This window comes from Flavobacterium sp. A45, from assembly GCF_002001005.1.
Lineage (GTDB): Bacteria > Bacteroidota > Bacteroidia > Flavobacteriales > Flavobacteriaceae > Flavobacterium.
Window position 1 is genome coordinate 1 of sequence record NZ_MUNX01000092.1, and the last position, 20,379, is coordinate 20,379.

Below are 20,379 nucleotides of genomic sequence, written 5' to 3' on the forward strand. Positions count from 1 at the left end.
ATCCTAAGAAGAAGAATCCTAACATATTGAAATTGTTTCACTGATTCCATCCTAATTTAAAAAACAAACATTAATTCTTAATCCTGCCAAAAAATGAGAAATATAGTTATAACACAGAATTCTAAAATACTTTCGACTAGGAGATTGAAATCAGAGCTAAACTCTCCTGTTTCTAATCATATGATTCCTGAAGCAATAGTAAAACTTCCCGAAATTTTGGTCATGACCACTTATCCTCCCAAAGAATGTGGCATTGCAACTTATTCGCAGGATTTAATTGAATCGTTGAATAAAAAATTTAAAAATTCATTTAGTGTAAAAATTTGCGCATTGGAAACGAATGTTGCAAAACACATCTACGATGAATCCATAAAATATGTACTCAACACTGATCAAAAAAATGCATTCTATCATTTGTCAGAAAAAATTAATGCTGATGATTTGATTCAAGTGGTATTGATACAGCATGAATTTGGTCTTTTTATAAAAAATGAAGCCAATTTAATACAGTTTTTGTATAAAACTCGTAAAGCTGTAATTATTGTATTTCACACTGTATTACCTAATCCAAATAGTTCATTTAAAGTAAATGTTCAAGTAATAACTCAACTGGCTCATTCGATAATTGTGATGACACATTCAGCAGCACAAATTTTGATAAATGATTACGGAGTTGATTCTGATAAAATAACCGTAATTGCACATGGAACCCACCTGGTACAGCATTCTGACAAAAAACTTTTGAAAGAAGAGTATAATTTGTCTGGTAAGAAAGTGCTTTCCACCTTTGGGTTATTAAGTTCCGGAAAAAGCATAGAAACAACACTTGACGCTATGCCCGAGATTATCAGTGAGAATGAGGATGTTTTGTTTTTAATCATCGGAAAAACGCATCCGTCTGTAGCAAAAGAAGAGGGCGAAAAATACAGAATGATGCTGGAAACAAAAATTCAAACTTTGCAATTAGAAAATCATGTCTTGTTTATAAATGCCTTTTTGCCACTACCCCAACTATTAGATTTTTTACAACTGACAGATATTTATTTGTTTACTTCAAATGATCCAAATCAAGCCGTAAGCGGAACATTTTCTTATGCCATAAGCTGTGGTTGTCCCATTATCTCCACTCCTATTCCACATGCAAGTGAAGTATTAAGTGGCGGTGCTGGAGTTATAGTCGATTTTGGCGACTCACAACAATTAGCCAAGGAAGTCAATCATTTGTTGCGAAATAAACAATTAAGAAAAAACATAAGTGCTAAAGGGGTACATAAAATTGCATCAACTGCTTGGGAAAATTCTGCAATTGCACATGCACTTTTATTTGAAAAAACAGGAGATAAAAATTTGAGTTTAGAATATAAAATTCCAAAAATAAATTTAGACCACATCAAAAAACTGACAACCGATTTTGGTATGATCCAGTTTTCTATCATCAATCAACCCGACTCAGAATCAGGATACACTGTAGATGATAATGCCCGAGCCATGGTGGCGATGTGTGAACATTTTGAATTAACAAAAGATAAAACCGATTTAGATTACATCAAAATCTATTTAAATTTTATAACGTCATGTTTACAAGAGGATGGTTCTTTTCTAAATTATGTAGACGAGGATGGTAATTTTACCAAACAAAATGATGAGACTAACTTGGAAGATTCCAACGGTAGAGCGATTTGGGCCTTGGGATATTTAATTTCATTAAAAGCCATTTTGCCTACAGCAGTTATAGAAACAGCCAAATTAACCTTAAAGCGAGCTATTGTCAATGTCACTAAAATTCATTCGACACGAGCAATGGCTTTTGTCATCAAAGGACTTTATTACGTTGATTCCGAAGAAAAAGCACACCAAAATACAGCAATAATAATAGAATTGGCTGATCGAATGATTCAAATGTACAAGCATGAATCTAAAACAAATTGGAACTGGTTCGAAAGTTATTTGACCTATGGAAACAGTATTTTGCCAGAAGCGATGCTTTGTGCGTATTTGAATACTGGAAACACAAACTATAAAAAAATCGCCAAAACTTCCTTTGACTTTCTTTTGGGCAAAATTTTTAATGATAAAAGCATCAAAGTAATATCCAACAAAGGATGGATGATGAAAGATGACAGTGAAGATTACCAAGCAATTGGAGGAGAACAACCTATTGATATTGCTTATACGATATTGGCGCTAAGCAAATTTGCAAAAGCTTTTGGTGACGAGGAATACACTAGAAAAATGAAGTTAGCTTTCAGCTGGTTTTTAGGAAATAACCATTTGCATCAAATCATTTATAATCCTTGTACTGGTGGTTGTTATGACGGATTAGAAGATACTTATATCAATTTAAATCAAGGAGCAGAATCTACCGTAAGCTATTTAATGGCTCGATTATGCATAGAAAAAAATACCAAAGGTGCTTTTAAACCAGATACAACACATAATGTATCTAAGAAAGAGAATTATTCAAAATTAAGCAATAAGAAAGCAATGGTTTAATGTGTGAAATATATAATATTTATCAAAAGTTATGAAACACTTTTAAATATTAAAGAACTGACCTTTGTCTATTGAAAATGTCGCATTTTATATTAACTGTCCAACCATAATTTCAATCCGATGAGTACAAAAAAATCTATTGATACCTTAAATATTTTCATCAAAATCAATAACAACCGATTTGAGAGTTACATACTGGCCTCAAAACAAATCAATGAATATGATTTAACAACACTGTTTGTTGGATTTCAAGAAAAAAGCAAACAATACAAAGCCGAATTGGTTTCTGAAATTCAAAAATTGGGAGGAAAACCAGCAACGGAATCACCGATAATATTATTAATTTCTAAATTTTGGATGGAACTAAGATCAAAATTTAAAATTAAAGATCGTGAAGATATTCTGAACCGATGTGAATATGATGCTGATGTGACTCTAAAAAAATACACCAAAGTTTTGAATAATAATATTGATTATCTATCGCATAAACATCAAAACATAATTAAAGCGCAACACCAATCCATCAAGAAAGATCATGACACATTAAAAGGTCTTGGTGATTTATTGGTGACTTGCAGAAGATTCAATTTAAATACTCAAACATAACACTTTAGTGACTAAATTTTACTAAATCAACTTTACAACTACATTTTTTTAGATTATGAATAGTTCAGCAAAAATTATAAAAGTATCGATTGTAAAAACCTATTTTAAAAGCATTTTTGAAGATATTGGTAAGGCCACACTATTTACAACACGTTTTTTTAAAGAAATCACAAACACTTCCTTTGAATTCAAAGAATTTTTTTGGCAATGTTATGCCATTGGATACAAATCCTTACCCATTGTAAGTATTACAGCTTTTATAATGGGTTTGGTGCTTACCATACAATCCCGTCCAACAATGGCGAAGTTTGGTGCCGAATCTTGGTTACCCAGTATGGTGGGGCTTTCGCTAATAAGGGAAATTGTACCCGTAATCACGGCATTAATTTGTGCCGGAAAAATTGCCTCTGGAATTGGAGCCGAATTGGGTTCGATGAAAGTTACTGAGCAAATTGATGCCATGGAAGTTTCGGCCATAAATCCTTATAAATATTTGGTGGTAACTAGAATTATGGCAACCACAATCATGATTCCTATTTTAGTCATTTACGCAGATTTTATTGGGGTTTTTGGTGGATATATTGGTTATAACATTCATGAAAACATGGGTTTTTACCGTTATTTTTCCAATGTATTAGAACATCTTGAATTTCTTGACATTCTGCCAGCGGTAATAAAGACTTTTTTCTTCGGATTTGCTATTGGCCTAGTGGGATGCTATAAAGGATTTAATGCCGAAAATGGAACTGAAAGTGTTGGAAAAGCAGCAAACACAGCAGTAGTTACCGCTTCTTTAAGCATCTTCATCCTTGATATGATTGCCGTGCAAATAACCGACTTATTTTATTAAATTATGACACAGGCAAAACCATTGAAGGATAAAAAAATGACAACAGATTCAGCAGAAACAATCCTAGAACTGAAAAATGTTTGCAAATCTTTTGGGGATAATGATGTTCTCAAAGGCATTAATTTATCTGTAAAAAAAGGAGAAAATTTGGTCATTTTAGGCCGATCCGGTTCTGGAAAATCAATAGCAATAAAATGTCTAGTCGGCCTAATTCATGTTGACGAAGGTGAAATAAAAATTTTTGGAACCGATATCACCGAATTAAGGAATGATGATTTAAACGACATCAGAGTTCGAATAGGTTTTCTTTTTCAAAATGGAGCTTTATATGATTCCATGACTGTTCGACAGAATTTGGAGTTTACTTTAAAACACCACTCTCCACATGTATCCTCTGCTGAAGTTGACCAAGCCATTATAGAAGCACTGGAAAGTGTAGGCTTAGAGGAAGCCATTGACAAAATGCCTTCAGAATTGTCAGGTGGTATGCGAAAAAGAATTGGTTTAGCCAGAACAATTATTATCAAGCCTGAAATCATTTTGTATGACGAACCTACCACAGGATTAGACGCTATAACTTCCAGAGAAATTAGCGAATTAATTTTGTATGTTCAAAAAAAATACAAAACAACTTCTATCATAATTACTCATGATATGGCCTGCGCAAAAATTACAGCAAACCGAATTATGATTATAAAAGATGGTGTCATCTGTGCAGAAGGCAGTTATACCGAATTAGAAAAAAGCAAAGACGAATGGGTTCGCTCATTTTTCATTTAACAAATAAAACACTCAAATTATGTATAAAGAATCAGGGTTCACATGGAAATTAGGAATGTTTGTAACTATTGGGGTGATTCTCTTTGTTGGTACAATATACTTTGTTGGGAAACAGAAAAATTTATTTGGATCTACATTTACCTTGCAATCACAATTCAAAACAGTTACAGGATTAAAAGTTGGAAATAATGTTCGCTTTTCAGGAATAAATGTGGGAACTGTAAGTGAAATCGAACTCCTTACTGATTCGGCTGTAGTAGTCAAGTTTGTCATTAAGGAGGATGTGAGACATTTTATAAAAACAGATGCCAAAGCCAGTATAGGTTCCGATGGTTTGATGGGCGACAAAGTACTTACAATCTCACCAGGAACAGCATCAAAGAATTTTGTAAAAGACAATGCCAGAATTCAATCCATCAATGCAATAGAAATTGAAGACATTATGAAAGGCGTAAAAACCACAGTTGATAATGCCGCAGTTATAACGGATCAACTTGCTGAATTCAGTTATAAAATTAATAACGGAAAAGGAACTCTATCCAAGTTGTTAACGGATGAACAAATGGGCAATAAATTAAATAGCACAATGTCAAATCTGGAAAAAGGGACTGAAGGTTTTAATGAAAACATGGAAGCAGCAAAACACAACTTTTTACTGAAAGGCTATTTTAACAAAAAGGAAAAAGCTGCAGCCAAAAAACAAGAAGAAATCCAAAAAGAAAAGGATAAAGCAGCAGCCAAAAAGCTTGAGGAAAAAGAAAAAGATGAAAAGGAAAAAGAAAAGGAAAAAGAAAAGGAAATTCAAAAAGAGAAAGATTTGAAATCCAAAACTGACAATCCGTAAATTATGAAACGTTTATAGTTAATAGTGTAACAGAATAGTGTTTTTTTGGCTTGACCTTTGTTAATATATTATAGAGGAGATTTTTTGTCTCTTAAAAAACAATAAAATGAAAATAGTAAAAATAATTGCCCTAGCTCTCTTCTTGTTTGCATCAACTGCAAATCATGCACAAGTTTCTGTAAATGTCAATATTGGATCACCTCCACAATGGGGTCCTGTTGGCTATTCTCAAGTATCGTATTATTATATTCCCGATGTGGAATCGTATTATGATATACGTGCACAACAGTTCATATTTTTAAATAACGGAGTTTGGATCAGATCTCATAATCTGCCGAATCGTTACCGAAATTATAATTTGTATGATGGTTATAAAGTAGTATTAAATGATAATTATGGTTCTCGCCCATACAACCATTATCATGAACACAAAGTAAAATACCACAAAGGTTATCATAAAGGAAATCAAAAAAACTATAGAACAGCTTCTAATAACAATAAGCATGATAATGGTAACAACAATAATCATGGTAACAACAATAATCATGGTAATGGTAATGGTAACGGAAACAAAGACCATAAAAAAGATAAACATTAATTTGTAATGCTTGGAAATCTATTAAAGAACTGAATAACAAAATCTTGAAAGTAACTATTTTAATGCGAAAGGAATATACTGAGTTATTAAAGTATCTTCTAGAAATGCATGAAACTATTCCAGATATTAAGAACCAAGAAATAGACAAAAAGTTTTAAAAGAACATCCGAATTCTTTAAAAGAAATAATAGATAAATATGCCCCAAAGCATGGTAATGCTATTCCATAAATTTAAAAAAGCAGAATATGAAAAAAGCAAAAAAGTTAGGCATTTGGATGGATCATTCAATTGCTCATATCATAGAATTTAAAGATCAATGGTATGAATTAAAAACAATAGAATCCAATTTTACTCATCAGGATAAAGTGGAAAGTCTCGCAAAAAGTGAATCAATAATGCACAATAAAGAGCAACAACTGCATGAGGAATTCTTTAAAAGATTAGAAACTATTATTTTGGATTATGGTACAGTATTGCTTTTTGGTGCAACCAGTGCAAAAACAGAACTATTCAACAGAACACAGAAAGACCATCGTTTTACGGACATAAATATAACAGTCAAAACTGCGGATAAAATGAGTAATACTCAAAGAATCTTTTTTTTATCTGATTATTTTGAGAACACAAAAGTCCAAACGTTCTTGTAAAATTAAATTTAAGACAACCTGATCGTTCGTTTAAAATTTAGAATGAGCCCTACTAATAAATTGGTAGGGCTTTTTTATTGGTTTAAAAAAAATAATGAAAACACAAACCATACTGAGAATCTTTTCTAAAATTGGTTCCTGTCACAGCATCAATATTAGCGTACTCAATTTCGTTTCCAAAGGCATTAGGACTAGTTTTTTTTTTGGGGTGGAATTTAGTTTTATTATAAAAAACGTAAATGTTGTAACTATTTTCAAAAATTTTGTAACTCTTTTTTATTAGAATCAATCCACCTTTGTATTGTTGTGAAAATGCATTCACACATAAATTTAAGAAGATGAACACAACAGAATTAAAAGGAAACTGGGACGAGCAAAAAGGAAAATTAAAACAAAAATTTGCTGCCTTAACAGATAATGATTTACTATTTGCTGAAGGGAAAAAAGACGAAATGATGGGAAAACTTCAAATTAAATTGGGGAAAACCAAAGAAGAACTTCACAAAATTATTCAAGCGCTTTAAAATTGCTCTAAGTTGTATCCATTTTAAACTTTTTGAGGCTAAAATGGATACAATCTTTATCAAAAAAAATATAATCTTAAAAATAAATAATATGAAAAAATCATTTTTTACCCTTGCAATTGCAACTTTCGTAATGGGATCAATTTTTATAAGTTGCAAACCAAATACTGAGAAAGAACAAGCAGCTCAAGAAAGTGTTGACAGCGCAAAAGTTGCCGTAACAGAAGCTGAAGACGATTTGGATGAAGCTAAAAGAGCTGCAACAGCTGAAGAATGGCAAGAATTCAAAGATGATACGAATGCAAAAATCGAAGAAAACAACGCCAAAATAGCGGAATTGAAATTGGAAATCAAAAAAACGGGAAAAGAAATCGATAAATCGTATCAGAAAAGTATCGATACTATGGAACAAAGAAATAAAGATTTAAAAGCAAAATTGGACACCTATAAAAACGATGTCAATAGCGATTGGCAATCTTTTAAGAGAGAATTCAACCATGATATAGATTTACTTGGACAAAGTTTAAAAGATTTTACCGTTAATAACAAAAATTAAAAAAATACGTTATATAGTTGTTATATAATTGATTACAAAAAAATATTAATTTCATAAAAACAAGAATCATGAGCAATCTTCTTTATACAGTAGCAGTAATACTAATTATTTTTTGGGCAATCGGTTTTTTTGCCTACAGTGCGGGATCAATTATACACATACTTCTAGTAATTGCAGTAATTGCAGTAATACTAAGAGTAATTCAAGGCCGAAAAATTTTATGATTAATCATTAAAAAATAGAAACATGAAAGTAAATAAAATCGCATTAGGAGTTTTGGGCGGTATAGCCGCAGGAGCAGTTGCAGGAATATTGTTTGCCCCAGCAAAAGGTACGGACACGAGAAAAAAAATTCTGCAAAAAGGCAACGATTATGCTGGTGACTTGAAAGATAAATTTGAAAATTTATCCGGTACATTAAAAAGCAATTATGATAAAATAGTTCATAATGGAAAAGACTTAGTTGCTGAAGGAAAATCTAAATTTGATGATATTAAAAGTATCAATCCATAATTTTATAATAGAAACTAACTGTAATTGAAAAAAGCCAAATTGTATAAAAAACAGTTTGGCTTTTTTTATGGACTTTTCATACAATAGCGAACTTTAGAACCATAATCAGTAAATTATAGAACTAAGTATTAAAATTCTACAACATCATTTCATAGTATTCAATTAACCTTTGTCGGATAAATATCTTAATCTACAAAAATGAATATAAATAAACAACTTTCAGCAATTGCAATAGCACTTGTTGTTTTAATTTCAGGATGCTCAAAGGATGATGCTCAAGAAATCATAGGAGAATCTCCCGTAGTAGTATCAGTAAATCCAGAAAATGCAACTATAAATGTTCCCTTAGATAAAACCATTTCTGTCGTTTTCAATCAGGAAATGAAAGCTTCTACCTTTGATCTATCAAGTTTTACGCTACAAGGAACTACTTTAGTTGTCGGAACAGTTTCCATTAGCGGAAAAACTGCATCATTTAAGCCAACAGCTCCTCTTGCGGCCAATACGACATACACAGGAACTATTAGAACCACTGTAAAAAATATAACTGGACAAGCCTTGAAGGCTGATTATGTTTGGACTTTTAGTACAGGTACTGCTTTAAATCCAATGGTGATTTCAACAGATCCTATCAATAAAGCTACCGATGTTGTCATTAATAAAGTAGTCGCTGCAAATTTTAATATGCCAATGGATCAAACTACTTTAAACGAAAGTTCCTTTACAGTAAATCAAGGAACAACCGTTATTGCAGGAAGTGTTTCCTATATAGGAACAACAGTATATTTTAAACCAAGTGTTTCTTTAAAGGCTAATACGCTTTATACAGCTACGATTACTACACAAGCCAAGAATATTCAAGGAACAGCATTAAATGCTAATTATACCTGGACATTTACCACAGGTACAACAACTGCACCAACAGTAGTCTCTACTGATCCTTTGGATAATGCAAAAGCAACACTACTAAACAAATCAATTACAGCAACTTTTAGCATCGCTATGGATCCTAAAACGATCAATGATAAAACATTTACTGTAAAAAACGGAACTACACCACTAACAGGTGTTGTTACTTATACTGGAACAACAGTTACTTTTGATCCAAGTACTGATCTTTTACCAGGAACGACTTATACCGCAACAATTTCAGGAGCCAAAAATTTGGCAGGTATAGCATTAGCCAATGATTACGTTTGGGATTTTAGCACTAGTTCAACAATAGTTGGAAACATGGTAAATCTTGGATCAGCGCAAAGATTCGGAATTCTAGCGGGTGTTGGAGTAAGTAACAACGCAGGTTTTAGTGAAATAAGGAATATGGATGTAGGGATAAGTCCAGGTGTACGTTCTTCGATTACAGGATTTCCGCCTGCAATCATTGTTGAAGGTGCTATTTATGCTTCAGATGATATTACCCCTTCAGGTATAGCTGCTACTCTAGTAAACGCCAAACAAGATTTGACAAATGCCTATCTTTTTGCCGAAGGAGCTTCTACACCTGCCCCAGCAACAGTATCCGGCGATCAAGGAGGAAAAACACTGGCGCCCGGTATTTACAAATCGACTTCTACCCTACTAATTCAGTCTGGAGATTTAACCCTAGATGCACAAGGTGATGCCAACGCAGTTTGGATTTTCCAAGTAGCTTCTGACTTTACAACTGTAGGTGGTGCTGGTGGAAATGTAATTTTAAGTGGCGGTGCGCAAGCAAAAAATGTCTTTTGGCAAGTGGGTAGATCTGCTACAATTGGAAATTATACAATATTCAAAGGAAACATATTAGCCTTAACATCCATAACAATGAATTCACATGCTACTATCCAAGGCAGACTGTTGGCCAGAAATGGTTCTATTGTTATGACGCACACAAATATTATTTCTAAACCATAAGAGTTTAAAAAAAATAAGTATAAATAATACTGCTAGAAAATAAAAGGATAGACAAATAAAAAGTCTATCCTTTTTTTGTAAAAAAATAACTATTTTTACTTTCTAACTTTTTTTAAAATGAATTCTAACGAACAATTAATATTTAAGTTTTATACTGCTTTTGCAAAAGCAGATACAAAAACAATGTGCGAATGTTATCACGCCAATATTCAATTTCAAGATCCTGCTTTTGGAATTCTAAAAGACAACGATGTTTGTAAAATGTGGAATATGTTGATCGATAAAAGTAAAGGAAATATCAAAATTGAATTTTCAGATGTAAAAGCTGATGATTATTCCGGGACTGCAAAATGGATCGCTACTTATAATTTTAGTAAAACTAATAGAAAAGTCGTTAATGTCATATATGCTCAATTTCAGTTTAAAGATAATTTGATAATCAGGCATACTGATAATTTTGATCTTTGGAAATGGTCTAAACAAGCTTTAGGCTTCAAAGGATTATTATTAGGGTGGACAGGTTTTATGCAAAAGCAAATTCAAAAACAAGTGATTTTTTCTTTAAATAATTACAAACAGAAAGCTTTATAAAATGATTGAGACATTAAAAATTTTATTTAACAGAGATCTCAAAAAACTTAAACTAGAGATTGAATCTTACCCGAACGAGAATAAAATTTGGTGTATTGATAATAACATATCAAATTCGGCTGGGAATCTTTGCTTACATTTAATTGGCAATCTAAATACCTATATTGGAGCTCAAATTGGTAAAACAAACTATATTAGGAATAGAGAGTTGGAATTTTCAGATAAAGATGTTCCAAGGGCTTTATTAATTGCACAAATCGAAGCAGCAATACAAACGGTTAATGACGCACTTGCGCTTTTGACCGAAGAAGATTTAAAAAAAGAATTTCCTATTTTAGTTTTTGAATCTAAGACCTCTACCGAGTTTCTATTAATTCACCTCACAACACATCTTTCGTATCACTTGGGACAAATAAATTATCACAGACGATTACTGGGTTAGTACAGACCAAATCAAGTTATTTTAATTAAAATTATTTAAATTTTAACTAAAATTAGTTAATCTAAAATAAATTATTGAAATATTAAAATTTTAACCATAATTAACTGATTAATTTTATTTGCTATAAGTTTTCTCGATAACGTAATAGTTATTAAAAATAGTCATTAAAACCGGACTATATTTAAACAATCAACTGCTTAAAATTGAATACTTTAATTATTGTTTAAAAATCATTATCATTGTCCAAACAATCTCAAAAATCACTAAATTTACTGGTATAAATGAATTTGTTACTAACAAAAAACGTTAACTCATAATTTTTAAACAAGATGAAAAGTACGACAGAAACTCTATATTTTAAAACAGGAAATTGGAATAATGCAATTGATGTTTATGATTTTGTATTGCAAAATATTACTCCTTATGAAGGAGACTCTAAATTTTTAGTGGGACCATCAGAGAAAACTAAAACACTATGGAATGTTTGCAAAGAAAATTTACTTCAGGAACGTAAAAACAATGGTTGTTTAGCAATCGATACCAATGTTATTTCGAATATAACTTCATTTGGACCAGGATACATTAATAAAGAAAATGAAGTCATTGTAGGTTTACAAACCGATATGCTTTTAAAAAGGGCGATGAAACCTTTTGGTGGTATTAAATTGGTAGAATCGGCAGTAGCAGAAAGAGGATTAAAAGTCTCTGATGAAGTGGTCAAAATTTTTAATTATGCAAAAGATCATAACCAAGCCGTTTTCAGCGCTTATGACAGCGAAATTAGAGCTTATCGTTCCAAACACTTATTAACTGGTTTACCAGATAATTATGCTAGAGGAAGAATCATTGGTGATTTTAGAAGAATCGCTCTTTATGGTGTAGATCGTTTGATTGAAACCAAGAAAAATGATTTTGCAGCAGTTGCAGGTGAAATGACGGATCACAAAGTACGTCTTAGAGAAGAAATTTCAGAACAGATCAAAGCATTACAGGATATGAAAATTATGGCCAATTCTTATGGCATTGATATTTCTGTTCCTGCTACCAATGCGCAAGAAGCAGTTCAGTTTACTTATCTAGCTTATTTAAGTGCAGTAAAAGAACAAGATGGAGCCGCTATGTCGCTTGGAAATGTATCGTCATTTTTAGATATTTATATCGAAAATGATTTAAAATCAGGTCTAATTAATGAAGAAGAAGCTCAAGAATTTATTGATCAATTTGTGATGAAACTGCGTTTGGTTCGTCACTTGCGTCCAGGTGCATACGATGAAATCTTTGGTGGAGATCCAACTTGGGTTACAGAAGCTATTGGTGGACAACTTAATGATGGTAGAACTAAAGTAACAAAAACCTCTTTTAGATTTTTACAAACGCTTTATAATCTAGGTGCTTCTCCAGAACCAAACTTGACTATTTTATGGTCTCAAAATTTGCCAATTGGTTTTAAAGATTTTTGTGCACAAGTATCCATTGATACATCATCGCTTCAATATGAAAATGATGATTTGATGCGTACCAATAGAGGTTCTGATGATTATGGAATTGCTTGTTGCGTTTCTTACCAAAAAATAGGAAAAACTATTCAACACTTTGGAGCTCGTGCCAATTTGCCAAAAGCCTTGTTGATGGCTTTAAATGGAGGTAGAGAAGAAGATAAAGGATCAGTTGTTATTCGAAACATTCCTCAAATGGAAGATGGTGTCCTAAACTATGATTCTGTAATGAATATGTTTAAAATAACGTTGGCTGAAGTTGCAAGAGTTTATGCCAAATCCATGTACATCATCCATTATATGCATGACAAATACTATTACGAAAGAGCCCAAATGGCTTTGATTGATAGTGATCCAAATATTGATATCGCTTATGGTGCCGCAGGAATTTCTATCATAGCCGATTCACTTTCAGCAATTAAATATGCTAAAGTTACTCCTGTAAGAAATGATATCGGGTTAACAGTAGATTTCAACATTGAAGGAGATTTTCCAAAATTTGGTAATGATGATGACAGAGTAGATAGTATTGCACAAGAAATCACTACTATCTTTATCGACGAATTAAGAAAGCACAGAGCTTATAAGGATGCCACTCCTACTCTATCTTTACTGACAATTACCTCAAATGTAATGTATGGTTCCAATACGGGTTCTACTCCAGATGGCCGTAAAGCCGGTGAAGCTTTTGCTCCTGGAGCAAATCCAATGCACGGTAGAGATGTAAATGGCGCTATTGCTTCCTTAAATTCAGTAAGTAAATTGAATTATGAAGACGCACAGGATGGTATATCATATACATTTACAATGGTTCCAAAATCTTTAGGATCTGACAAAGAAGAGCAAGTTTCAAATTTGGAAACCATCTTAGACAGCTATTTTGGAAAAAATGCACACCATTTGAATGTAAATGTTTTGGATAAAGAAACCCTAATGGATGCCTATAATCATCCTGAAAATTATCCTCAATTAACCATTAGAGTTTCTGGTTATGCAGTGAATTTCGTTCGATTGTCCAAAGCACATCAGCTGGAAGTTATTACAAGAACATTTCACGATACAATGTAAATTAACACTGAACTATAAATTTTGAATTAAACCACTAACCTGTCTAAAGAAACTAAATTAAGTTTGATTTAGACAGGTTTTTTTAATCTTTTCATTCGTATGTACTTTCCACAGCAAGAATATATTGACGATTCAATCGACGCAAACAACCCCGATTTATTAAGAATCCATTCTCTTGAAACATTGGGAACACATGATGGTCCTGGAATTAGAATGGTTGTTTTTGCGCAAGGATGCCAATTTAGATGTTTGTATTGCCAAAATCCCGATACGTTGGACATTCATGGCGGTTCTTTTATGCCCATAGAGGAATTAGTAGAAAAAGCGATACATCAAAAATCATATTTTGGTAAAAAAGGTGGTGTGACAGTCTCAGGTGGAGAACCTTTGTTACAACGCGAAAAATTAATTCACTTTTTTGATCGTTTGCATGAAAATGGTATTAATACCTGTTTGGATTCTAATGGAAGAGTTTTGGATTCCAAAACTGAACAGTTATTAGAAAGAACCGATTTGTTGCTTTTGGATGTCAAACACATTAATAAGGAATGGCATAAAAAGTTAACAGGTCTAAAAAACAAAACAACTTTACGAGTTGCGGAGTATAGGGAAAGTACCGGAAAACCAATGTGGTTGCGCTATGTATTGGTTCCTGGCTGGAGCGATCAAGAAGAATATCTGCATGAATGGGGACAACATTTCGCATCCTACAAAACGGTCGAAAGAGTCGAAATTATTCCTTTTCATCAATTAGGAAAACACAAATGGGAAATCTTGGGTTTAGAATATCAATTGAATGATACTCTTCCGCCTACTGCAGAAGAAGTAAACAAAGCCGCTGAAATTTTTAAACTCTATTTTAAAAAAGTAAAAATTAAATAGATCGATTGGTTCTTAAATTAGCTGTTAGCATTAAACAATGCTAAACAACTAGTAAAACTAATCATTAATTACATAGGAGTAAATCACTAAATAAAATAACAATAAAATTATGTCAAAGAATAAATATTTGATCGTATTGGCAGGAATGATTATGCAACTGTCAATCGGGTCAATTTACGCTTACAGCAAATGGATCGAACCTTTATCAAAAGAATTAAACTGGGATGCTCACGATACCAAAACAGGGTTTAGCCTAGCCATTTGTTTTTTAGGATTAACTGCAGCTTTCATGGGAAAATTTACACAAAAAATTGGACCAACAAAAGCTGGATTATTAGCAACACTCTTTTTAACAATTGGATTATTAGGCAGTGCCCTGGCTGTCAAGATGAGTTCAATTTATTTGTTTTACTTGACTTTTGGTGTTCTACAAGGAATAGGATTGGGATTTGGTTACATTGTTCCGGTTTATACCGTTGTAAAATGGTTCCCTGACCGTCCAGGATTAGCTTCAGGTATAATTATAATGTCATTTGCATTAGGATCGTTATTAGCCTCGTTCTTAATTGGACCTTTGTATGCATCTTTAGGATTATCTGGTGCATTTGCTACTCTTGGAGTTTGCTATGGAATCTGTATGTTATTGAGCGCTTTATATTTATCTAACCCAAAAAATCCAAATACTGCACATGATGTGCATATCGATTTGACTCCAAAACAAATTATAACCGATAAACGTTTTATTGCGCTATGGTTATTGTTATTCTTGAACGTATGTGGAGGAATAGCTATAATCTCCAAAGCTGCAATTTTGGGTGAAGAAGTGGTAGGAATGAGCGCCACTCAAGCTACAATGTTTGTTGCTATTATTGGTTTATTCAACGGCTTAGGTCGTTTGTTCTGGTCAAGTATTTCAGATAAAATTGGTTGTTGGAGAACTTTTATGATTTTTATAGGAATAAATGCAGCTTGTTTTGCATTAATACCAACTTTTTCAAACAATCAAGCCTCGTTTCAAACCTTAACCTTTATCATAATTGCTGGCTATGGAGCTGGATTTGCTACTATGCCGTCATTTGTAAAAGATATTTTTGGAACTGAAAAATATGGACCGGTTCTTGGATACATATTAACTGCTTGGTCAGCCGCAGCTTTTGTTGGGCCATTATTATTGGGCTTAACTACAGAAATCACAATTTTCTATCTGTTTTCAATATTACTTGTAATCGCTTTGTTTGTTGGATTGTGGCTCAAGACATTATTGTTAAAACAAGTTACAGCATAATATAAAAGGCACAAACTTTAATTAGTTTGGGCCTTTTAAATTCAAATTAATCTATTTTAGCTGTTTCCCTAATTGAAAAATTTTATGCAGCCATTTTTCACGTTGTTTTTCATCAGATGTTTTTATGATTCCAACATAAGTGACTTTAACCGGTTTAACACCGCAAAATTCTAATGTTGCCTTTTTTAATTGATTGACACTCGGTTTTGAATAAAACAAAAAATAATACCACCTTGGCTGATCTAGTGTGGTTATGATATGAGCCGTTTTTCCTTTCAATAATTTGTTCCACCAAACAGAATTTTCTCGATATTGAAAAGCCATTCCAGGTAAAAAAAGCCTATCAATAAATCCTTTGGTAATAGCAGGTAGACCGCCCCACCAAACGGGATGAATCCAAACCAAATGATCAGCTTTTGTTAGTTTTTCCCAAGCTTCTGCCAAATCGGGTTCTAGATCTATTCTTTTTTGGTAACCATAAGCTAAATTAGGATTGAATTTTAAGTCCGCAATGACAATGGTTTCAACATTTGCTTTTGCTTCCAAAGCTCCATTTTTATAGGATTCCGTTAAAGCAAAATTATAGCTTGCAGGATTGGGATGTCCGTTTATTATCAGTATATTTTTCATAAAAATTATTTTTATCAAAAATATCTTATGCTGATTTAATAAAACAGGACAAATGTCCTAAAATACAACAGCTTGTCTAATTCGGCTTAAATGCCTTGCAGAAACTCCTAAGTAGGATGCTAAATAATTAAGCGGAATGTATTGAATGTATTTTTGATGGTTAACAAACAGCTCTTCATATCGTTCCATTGAAGATTTTTTTTGTAGAGATGAAATGCGGTTATGTAGATTGACAACTTCATTTTCGGCAATTTTTCTGCCAATATCAGCCCATCTGAAACTAGAATTGAAAAGTTTTTCGACAGCTGTTTTATCAATCACTTCCAATTCACAATCAGTAATCGCCTGAATGTTTTCATCGGTTGGACTTTGTGTAATGAAACTTGAAAAAGCAGTCATGAACTCATTCTTAAAAGTGAAACAATTTGTTATTTCATCTTCTTTTGAATTAATAAAAAAAGATCGCATAATTCCGGATTTCACGAATACAATTTCATTACAGACTTGATTCTCGGAAATTAAAAAATCCCATTTTTTAATTTTTCTGTAACTGATTAAGTTATTTAGCAGCAGACATTCTTCTGAATTTAACTGAAATAAATATTGAAAAACTTCTACCATCCTTAATTAATTCTGTTTAATTTTATTTGGTAAAATTAGATTTTTCCATAGTACATCGCCTTTACAATCCCATCTGAAAGTCCAATTTTTGGAACATAAATTTGTCTTGCTCCACTCCATTTCATAGCGTTCAGATAAATGCGGGTTGCCGGAACAATTACGTCAGCACGATCGGGGTTTAAACCCAATTGAGAAATTCTCTGTTCATAGGACAGCGAACTCAAATAAGCATATTGAGAGTTTATATAAATGTATGATAATGGTTTCTCCTGAACTTTACCAGACATTTTGAATAATTTATTAATATTACCACCAGATCCAATTAAGGTAACCTCTTCATAATCGGCAGTATTAGTTTTAATCCATTTTTCAATTTCATCCCAAACTACATCACAAACCATTTCGTTCAATAATCGAACAGTTCCCGCTTTGAAAGATCTAGAATTCACCATTTTCCCGTTAGAAAATAATGTGAATTCAGTACTACCACCACCAACATCAACAAACAAATAGGTTTCGTCAGTTTTTAATAAATGATGTAAATCTGTAGAAGCGATTATGGCTGCTTCTTTTTTGCCGTCAATAATTTCTATTTTAATGTCCGCTTTCTTTTTTATTAAAGCTACCACTTCTTTTGCATTATAAGCTTCACGCATTGCCGAAGTTGCAAATGCCATATATCTTTCTACTTTGTGTACTTTCATTAACAAATTGAATGCTTTCATGGCATCAATCATTCGTTCGATATTTTCAGGAGAAATTTCTCCAACAGTAAAAGCGTCTTGTCCCAAACGAATAGGCACACGCACTAATGAACTCTTATTGAATTGTGTTTCTTTACCTTCTTCTTCTACAATATTGGTGATTAATAAACGCATGGCATTCGACCCAATATCAATAGCAGCATATTTTTTAATTTTAATCATGTTCTCTAGGATGCGATTTATGGTTTAGAATATTTCTATTCTTGCGTTATTTGATCTTCTTTTAATTCTTCTATCAATTCAACTTTTCGTTGATAATATTTATAGGTTTCCAGCTGGGCTCTAAAAATTGGATTATCATTCCTTACTCTATACTTATTATCTAGTTTATAAGAATGATATCTCGCTTTTACATTTCCTTTCCAACCGATATCAAAATTATCAATCAGTTCATTTTTTATTTCTTGATCATAAATTGGGCAGGTTACTTCGACTCTTGCATCTATATTTCGGGTCATGAAATCGGCTGAGGAAATATAAACTTCAGTAAATCCAGCATTCCCAAAAATATAAACTCTTGAATGTTCCAAATAGTTATCAACTATACTAATAGCTTCAATATTTTCGCTTAATCCTTTAACTCCGGGAATCAATGAACAAATACCTCTTACTTCCAATTGAATTTTTACGCCAGCGTTACTTGCTTCATATAATTTGTCAATCATAGCCAAATCAGATAAACTATTCATTTTTAATTTCATGAAAGTTTTTCTGCCAGCTATTGCGTGTGCAATTTCTCGGTCAATTAATTTAACAAAACGATGTCTGGTATATTGAGGAGAAACTATAAGGTGTTTATAACGCTGAACTTTATAATTGATATCAAAAAATTCAAATATTTTTGATATGTCTTTTAATATTTGCGGATGACACGTAAAAAGTGTTACATCCGTATAAATTTTTGCTGTAGTCTCATTAAAGTTCCCAGTTGAAATGAATCCGTATCTTTTAATTTTGTTTTTCTCCATTCTTTCGATTACACAAACTTTACTGTGAACTTTCAATCCTTTTATTCCAAAAATAAGTTCGATACCTTCAGTTTGCATTTGTTCAGAATAAGATATATTGGAAGCTTCATCAAATCGGGCTTGCAATTCTATTTGAACAATTACTTTTTTTCCATTTTTGGCAGCATTAATCAAAGAACTAATGATTTGAGAGTTTTTGGCCAATCGATATAAAGTAATTTTGATTGAAGTTACTTTAGGATCCAAAGCAGCTTCACGCAAAAATTTTATTAAGTAAGCAAAAGATTGATATGGTGCATTCAACAGGTAATCCTTTTCGGCAATTTTTTCCAAAATACTGCCTTCAAGACTTAATCCAGGAATTGGTAGAGGATCATTCTTTTTATACAATAAATCAAATCTGCCAAGATTTGGGAAATCCATATAATCCCTCCTATTATGATATCTTCCACCTGGAATAATACTGTCCGTAGCATCAATATTCATTTTATCCAGAAAAAATTTGAGAGTATCCTTGTCAATCTCCTGATCATAAATAAATCGAACGGGCTCCCCTATTCTTCTGTCTTTTACACTGGTTGATATTTTTTCGAGCATACTCTTACTCAAATCACTATCAATATCCAATTGAGCATCTCTCGTTATTTTTATCATATGCGCAGAAACACTTTCGTAATTGAAAATATTAAAAATACTGCTCAAATGCATTCTGATAACATCGTCAATCAGAATTACATATTGTTTTTCACTTGGAGAAGGTAATACAACGAAGCGATTGATCATTTTAGGAATCTCAATAATGGCGTAACGAACTTCTAGGTTTTTTTTCATCACTAGCTTTACGGCCAAATATCCCAATGAATCTTTGAGAACAGGGAATTCTGCTAAATCATTTAATATAATGGTAACGAGTTCTGGACTCAATTTTTGTATAAAAAAATCTTTTAAAAATGCTTCTTGCTCTTTATTAATGTCATTTTCATGAATGATAAAAATATTTTCGGTTCCTAATTGTTCTTCAATATTATTTAGAATTCTTAAACTTTCGGATTGCTGTTCGATAACAATTTCAGTTATATCTTTAATCAACTGTTGCGCAGTGACTCCACCAAAATATTTCTCGCCAGAAATACCACTCAAACTTAACCGTCTTATCGCAGCAAATCGAACTCTAAAAAATTCATCTAAATTATTGGAAAAAATCCCTAGAAACCTTAATCTGTCTAATAATGGAACTGAATCATCAGCTGCCTCTTGTAAAACTCGAGCATTAAAAGCCAACCAGCTTTTCTCTCTATCAATATATCTATGTTCAAACACTTTTTAT

Annotated in this window: 21 protein-coding genes; 17 read left to right on the forward strand and 4 right to left on the reverse strand. The window is 32.4% G+C overall.

The annotated features are described in order from the left end of the window. Positions 1 to 93 precede the first annotated feature (93 nt). The 17 genes from B0E44_RS11400 (at position 94) to B0E44_RS11480 (ending at position 16,069) form a co-directional block, all read left to right on the forward strand. Positions 94 to 2,493 (forward strand): glycosyltransferase, encoded by a 2,400-nt coding sequence (locus B0E44_RS11400; RefSeq protein ID WP_217341306.1) that lies wholly within the window; start codon positions 94 to 96, stop codon positions 2,491 to 2,493. Between the two features lie 120 nt (positions 2,494 to 2,613). Then, the gene (locus tag B0E44_RS11405; protein WP_077374924.1) at positions 2,614 to 3,099 is read left to right on the forward strand and encodes a PA2169 family four-helix-bundle protein; all 486 of its coding nucleotides are present in this window, start codon (positions 2,614 to 2,616) and stop codon (positions 3,097 to 3,099) included. Between the two features lie 55 nt (positions 3,100 to 3,154). Further along, a complete protein-coding gene (locus tag B0E44_RS11410; RefSeq protein ID WP_077374927.1) occupies positions 3,155 to 3,949 on the forward strand; it encodes an ABC transporter permease in 795 nt (264 codons plus the stop codon). Positions 3,950 to 3,952: 3 nt separating this feature from the next. Further along, the gene (locus tag B0E44_RS11415; RefSeq protein WP_077374930.1) at positions 3,953 to 4,729 is read left to right on the forward strand and encodes an ABC transporter ATP-binding protein; all 777 of its coding nucleotides are present in this window, start codon (positions 3,953 to 3,955) and stop codon (positions 4,727 to 4,729) included. A 19-nt stretch (positions 4,730 to 4,748) separates the two neighbouring features. Further along, on the forward strand, positions 4,749 to 5,573 hold the full coding sequence (locus B0E44_RS11420) for an MlaD family protein (protein ID WP_077374933.1): 825 nt from the start codon (positions 4,749 to 4,751) through the stop codon (positions 5,571 to 5,573). A 106-nt stretch (positions 5,574 to 5,679) separates the two neighbouring features. Then, entirely contained in the window at positions 5,680 to 6,171 is a 492-nt protein-coding gene (locus tag B0E44_RS11425; protein WP_077374936.1) for a hypothetical protein, read from the forward strand. Positions 6,172 to 6,417: 246 nt separating this feature from the next. Further along, positions 6,418 to 6,819 (forward strand): hypothetical protein, encoded by a 402-nt coding sequence (locus B0E44_RS11430; protein ID WP_077374939.1) that lies wholly within the window; start codon positions 6,418 to 6,420, stop codon positions 6,817 to 6,819. A 338-nt stretch (positions 6,820 to 7,157) separates the two neighbouring features. Then, complete coding sequence (locus tag B0E44_RS11440; RefSeq protein WP_077374944.1) at positions 7,158 to 7,343, forward strand: CsbD family protein; 186 nt, start codon at positions 7,158 to 7,160, stop codon at positions 7,341 to 7,343. A 91-nt stretch (positions 7,344 to 7,434) separates the two neighbouring features. Next, on the forward strand, positions 7,435 to 7,899 hold the full coding sequence (locus B0E44_RS11445; RefSeq protein WP_124019319.1) for a hypothetical protein: 465 nt from the start codon (positions 7,435 to 7,437) through the stop codon (positions 7,897 to 7,899). Between the two features lie 68 nt (positions 7,900 to 7,967). Then, positions 7,968 to 8,123 (forward strand): lmo0937 family membrane protein, encoded by a 156-nt coding sequence (locus B0E44_RS18610; protein ID WP_124019320.1) that lies wholly within the window; start codon positions 7,968 to 7,970, stop codon positions 8,121 to 8,123. A gap of 22 nt (positions 8,124 to 8,145) precedes the next feature. Next, positions 8,146 to 8,412, forward strand: coding sequence for a YtxH domain-containing protein (locus B0E44_RS11450; RefSeq protein WP_077374950.1), 267 nt, complete (start codon positions 8,146 to 8,148; stop codon positions 8,410 to 8,412). 198 nt (positions 8,413 to 8,610) lie between these two features. Beyond that, a complete protein-coding gene (locus tag B0E44_RS11455) occupies positions 8,611 to 10,305 on the forward strand; it encodes an Ig-like domain-containing protein (protein ID WP_077374953.1) in 1,695 nt (564 codons plus the stop codon). A 117-nt stretch (positions 10,306 to 10,422) separates the two neighbouring features. Then, positions 10,423 to 10,896 (forward strand): nuclear transport factor 2 family protein, encoded by a 474-nt coding sequence (locus B0E44_RS11460; RefSeq protein WP_077374955.1) that lies wholly within the window; start codon positions 10,423 to 10,425, stop codon positions 10,894 to 10,896. A 1-nt stretch (position 10,897) separates the two neighbouring features. Beyond that, a complete protein-coding gene (locus tag B0E44_RS11465) occupies positions 10,898 to 11,338 on the forward strand; it encodes a DinB family protein (protein WP_077374958.1) in 441 nt (146 codons plus the stop codon). A 329-nt stretch (positions 11,339 to 11,667) separates the two neighbouring features. Beyond that, positions 11,668 to 13,902: a formate C-acetyltransferase gene (pflB, locus tag B0E44_RS11470; RefSeq protein ID WP_077374961.1), complete on the forward strand. Its 2,235-nt coding sequence runs from the start codon at positions 11,668 to 11,670 to the stop codon at positions 13,900 to 13,902. Between the two features lie 99 nt (positions 13,903 to 14,001). Then, entirely contained in the window at positions 14,002 to 14,784 is a 783-nt protein-coding gene (gene pflA, locus B0E44_RS11475) for a pyruvate formate-lyase-activating protein (protein ID WP_077374964.1), read from the forward strand. Positions 14,785 to 14,893: 109 nt separating this feature from the next. Then, positions 14,894 to 16,069 (forward strand): OFA family MFS transporter, encoded by a 1,176-nt coding sequence (locus B0E44_RS11480; protein WP_217341307.1) that lies wholly within the window; start codon positions 14,894 to 14,896, stop codon positions 16,067 to 16,069. 51 nt (positions 16,070 to 16,120) lie between these two features. On the opposite strand, the gene B0E44_RS11485 is transcribed toward B0E44_RS11480, so the two are convergent. The 4 genes from B0E44_RS11485 to ppk1 are packed head-to-tail and all read right to left on the reverse strand — an operon-like array spanning position 16,121 to position 20,372. Further along, complete coding sequence (locus tag B0E44_RS11485) at positions 16,121 to 16,699, reverse strand: NAD(P)H-dependent oxidoreductase (protein ID WP_077374970.1); 579 nt, start codon at positions 16,697 to 16,699, stop codon at positions 16,121 to 16,123. A gap of 57 nt (positions 16,700 to 16,756) precedes the next feature. Next, positions 16,757 to 17,320, reverse strand: coding sequence for a Crp/Fnr family transcriptional regulator (locus B0E44_RS11490; RefSeq protein WP_077374973.1), 564 nt, complete (start codon positions 17,318 to 17,320; stop codon positions 16,757 to 16,759). 35 nt (positions 17,321 to 17,355) lie between these two features. After that, the gene (locus tag B0E44_RS11495) at positions 17,356 to 18,246 is read right to left on the reverse strand and encodes a Ppx/GppA phosphatase family protein (RefSeq protein ID WP_077374976.1); all 891 of its coding nucleotides are present in this window, start codon (positions 18,244 to 18,246) and stop codon (positions 17,356 to 17,358) included. Between the two features lie 35 nt (positions 18,247 to 18,281). Further along, positions 18,282 to 20,372: a polyphosphate kinase 1 gene (ppk1, locus tag B0E44_RS11500; RefSeq protein ID WP_077374979.1), complete on the reverse strand. Its 2,091-nt coding sequence runs from the start codon at positions 20,370 to 20,372 to the stop codon at positions 18,282 to 18,284. Between the last annotated feature and the right edge of the window lie 7 nt (positions 20,373 to 20,379).

Coding starts and splice junctions, on each gene's coding strand:
- B0E44_RS11485 (WP_077374970.1), bottom strand. CDS start 16,699: ATGAAAAATATACTGATAATAAACGGACATCCCAATCCTGCAAGCTAT.
- B0E44_RS11445 (WP_124019319.1), top strand. CDS start 7,435: ATGAAAAAATCATTTTTTACCCTTGCAATTGCAACTTTCGTAATGGGA.
- B0E44_RS18610 (WP_124019320.1), top strand. CDS start 7,968: ATGAGCAATCTTCTTTATACAGTAGCAGTAATACTAATTATTTTTTGG.
- pflB (WP_077374961.1), top strand. CDS start 11,668: ATGAAAAGTACGACAGAAACTCTATATTTTAAAACAGGAAATTGGAAT.
- B0E44_RS11460 (WP_077374955.1), top strand. CDS start 10,423: ATGAATTCTAACGAACAATTAATATTTAAGTTTTATACTGCTTTTGCA.
- B0E44_RS11455 (WP_077374953.1), top strand. CDS start 8,611: ATGAATATAAATAAACAACTTTCAGCAATTGCAATAGCACTTGTTGTT.
- B0E44_RS11415 (WP_077374930.1), top strand. CDS start 3,953: ATGACACAGGCAAAACCATTGAAGGATAAAAAAATGACAACAGATTCA.
- B0E44_RS11400 (WP_217341306.1), top strand. CDS start 94: ATGAGAAATATAGTTATAACACAGAATTCTAAAATACTTTCGACTAGG.
- B0E44_RS11465 (WP_077374958.1), top strand. CDS start 10,898: ATGATTGAGACATTAAAAATTTTATTTAACAGAGATCTCAAAAAACTT.
- B0E44_RS11490 (WP_077374973.1), bottom strand. CDS start 17,320: ATGGTAGAAGTTTTTCAATATTTATTTCAGTTAAATTCAGAAGAATGT.
- B0E44_RS11440 (WP_077374944.1), top strand. CDS start 7,158: ATGAACACAACAGAATTAAAAGGAAACTGGGACGAGCAAAAAGGAAAA.
- B0E44_RS11425 (WP_077374936.1), top strand. CDS start 5,680: ATGAAAATAGTAAAAATAATTGCCCTAGCTCTCTTCTTGTTTGCATCA.
- B0E44_RS11420 (WP_077374933.1), top strand. CDS start 4,749: ATGTATAAAGAATCAGGGTTCACATGGAAATTAGGAATGTTTGTAACT.
- pflA (WP_077374964.1), top strand. CDS start 14,002: ATGTACTTTCCACAGCAAGAATATATTGACGATTCAATCGACGCAAAC.
- B0E44_RS11495 (WP_077374976.1), bottom strand. CDS start 18,246: ATGATTAAAATTAAAAAATATGCTGCTATTGATATTGGGTCGAATGCC.
- B0E44_RS11430 (WP_077374939.1), top strand. CDS start 6,418: ATGAAAAAAGCAAAAAAGTTAGGCATTTGGATGGATCATTCAATTGCT.
- B0E44_RS11450 (WP_077374950.1), top strand. CDS start 8,146: ATGAAAGTAAATAAAATCGCATTAGGAGTTTTGGGCGGTATAGCCGCA.
- B0E44_RS11480 (WP_217341307.1), top strand. CDS start 14,894: ATGTCAAAGAATAAATATTTGATCGTATTGGCAGGAATGATTATGCAA.
- B0E44_RS11410 (WP_077374927.1), top strand. CDS start 3,155: ATGAATAGTTCAGCAAAAATTATAAAAGTATCGATTGTAAAAACCTAT.
- B0E44_RS11405 (WP_077374924.1), top strand. CDS start 2,614: ATGAGTACAAAAAAATCTATTGATACCTTAAATATTTTCATCAAAATC.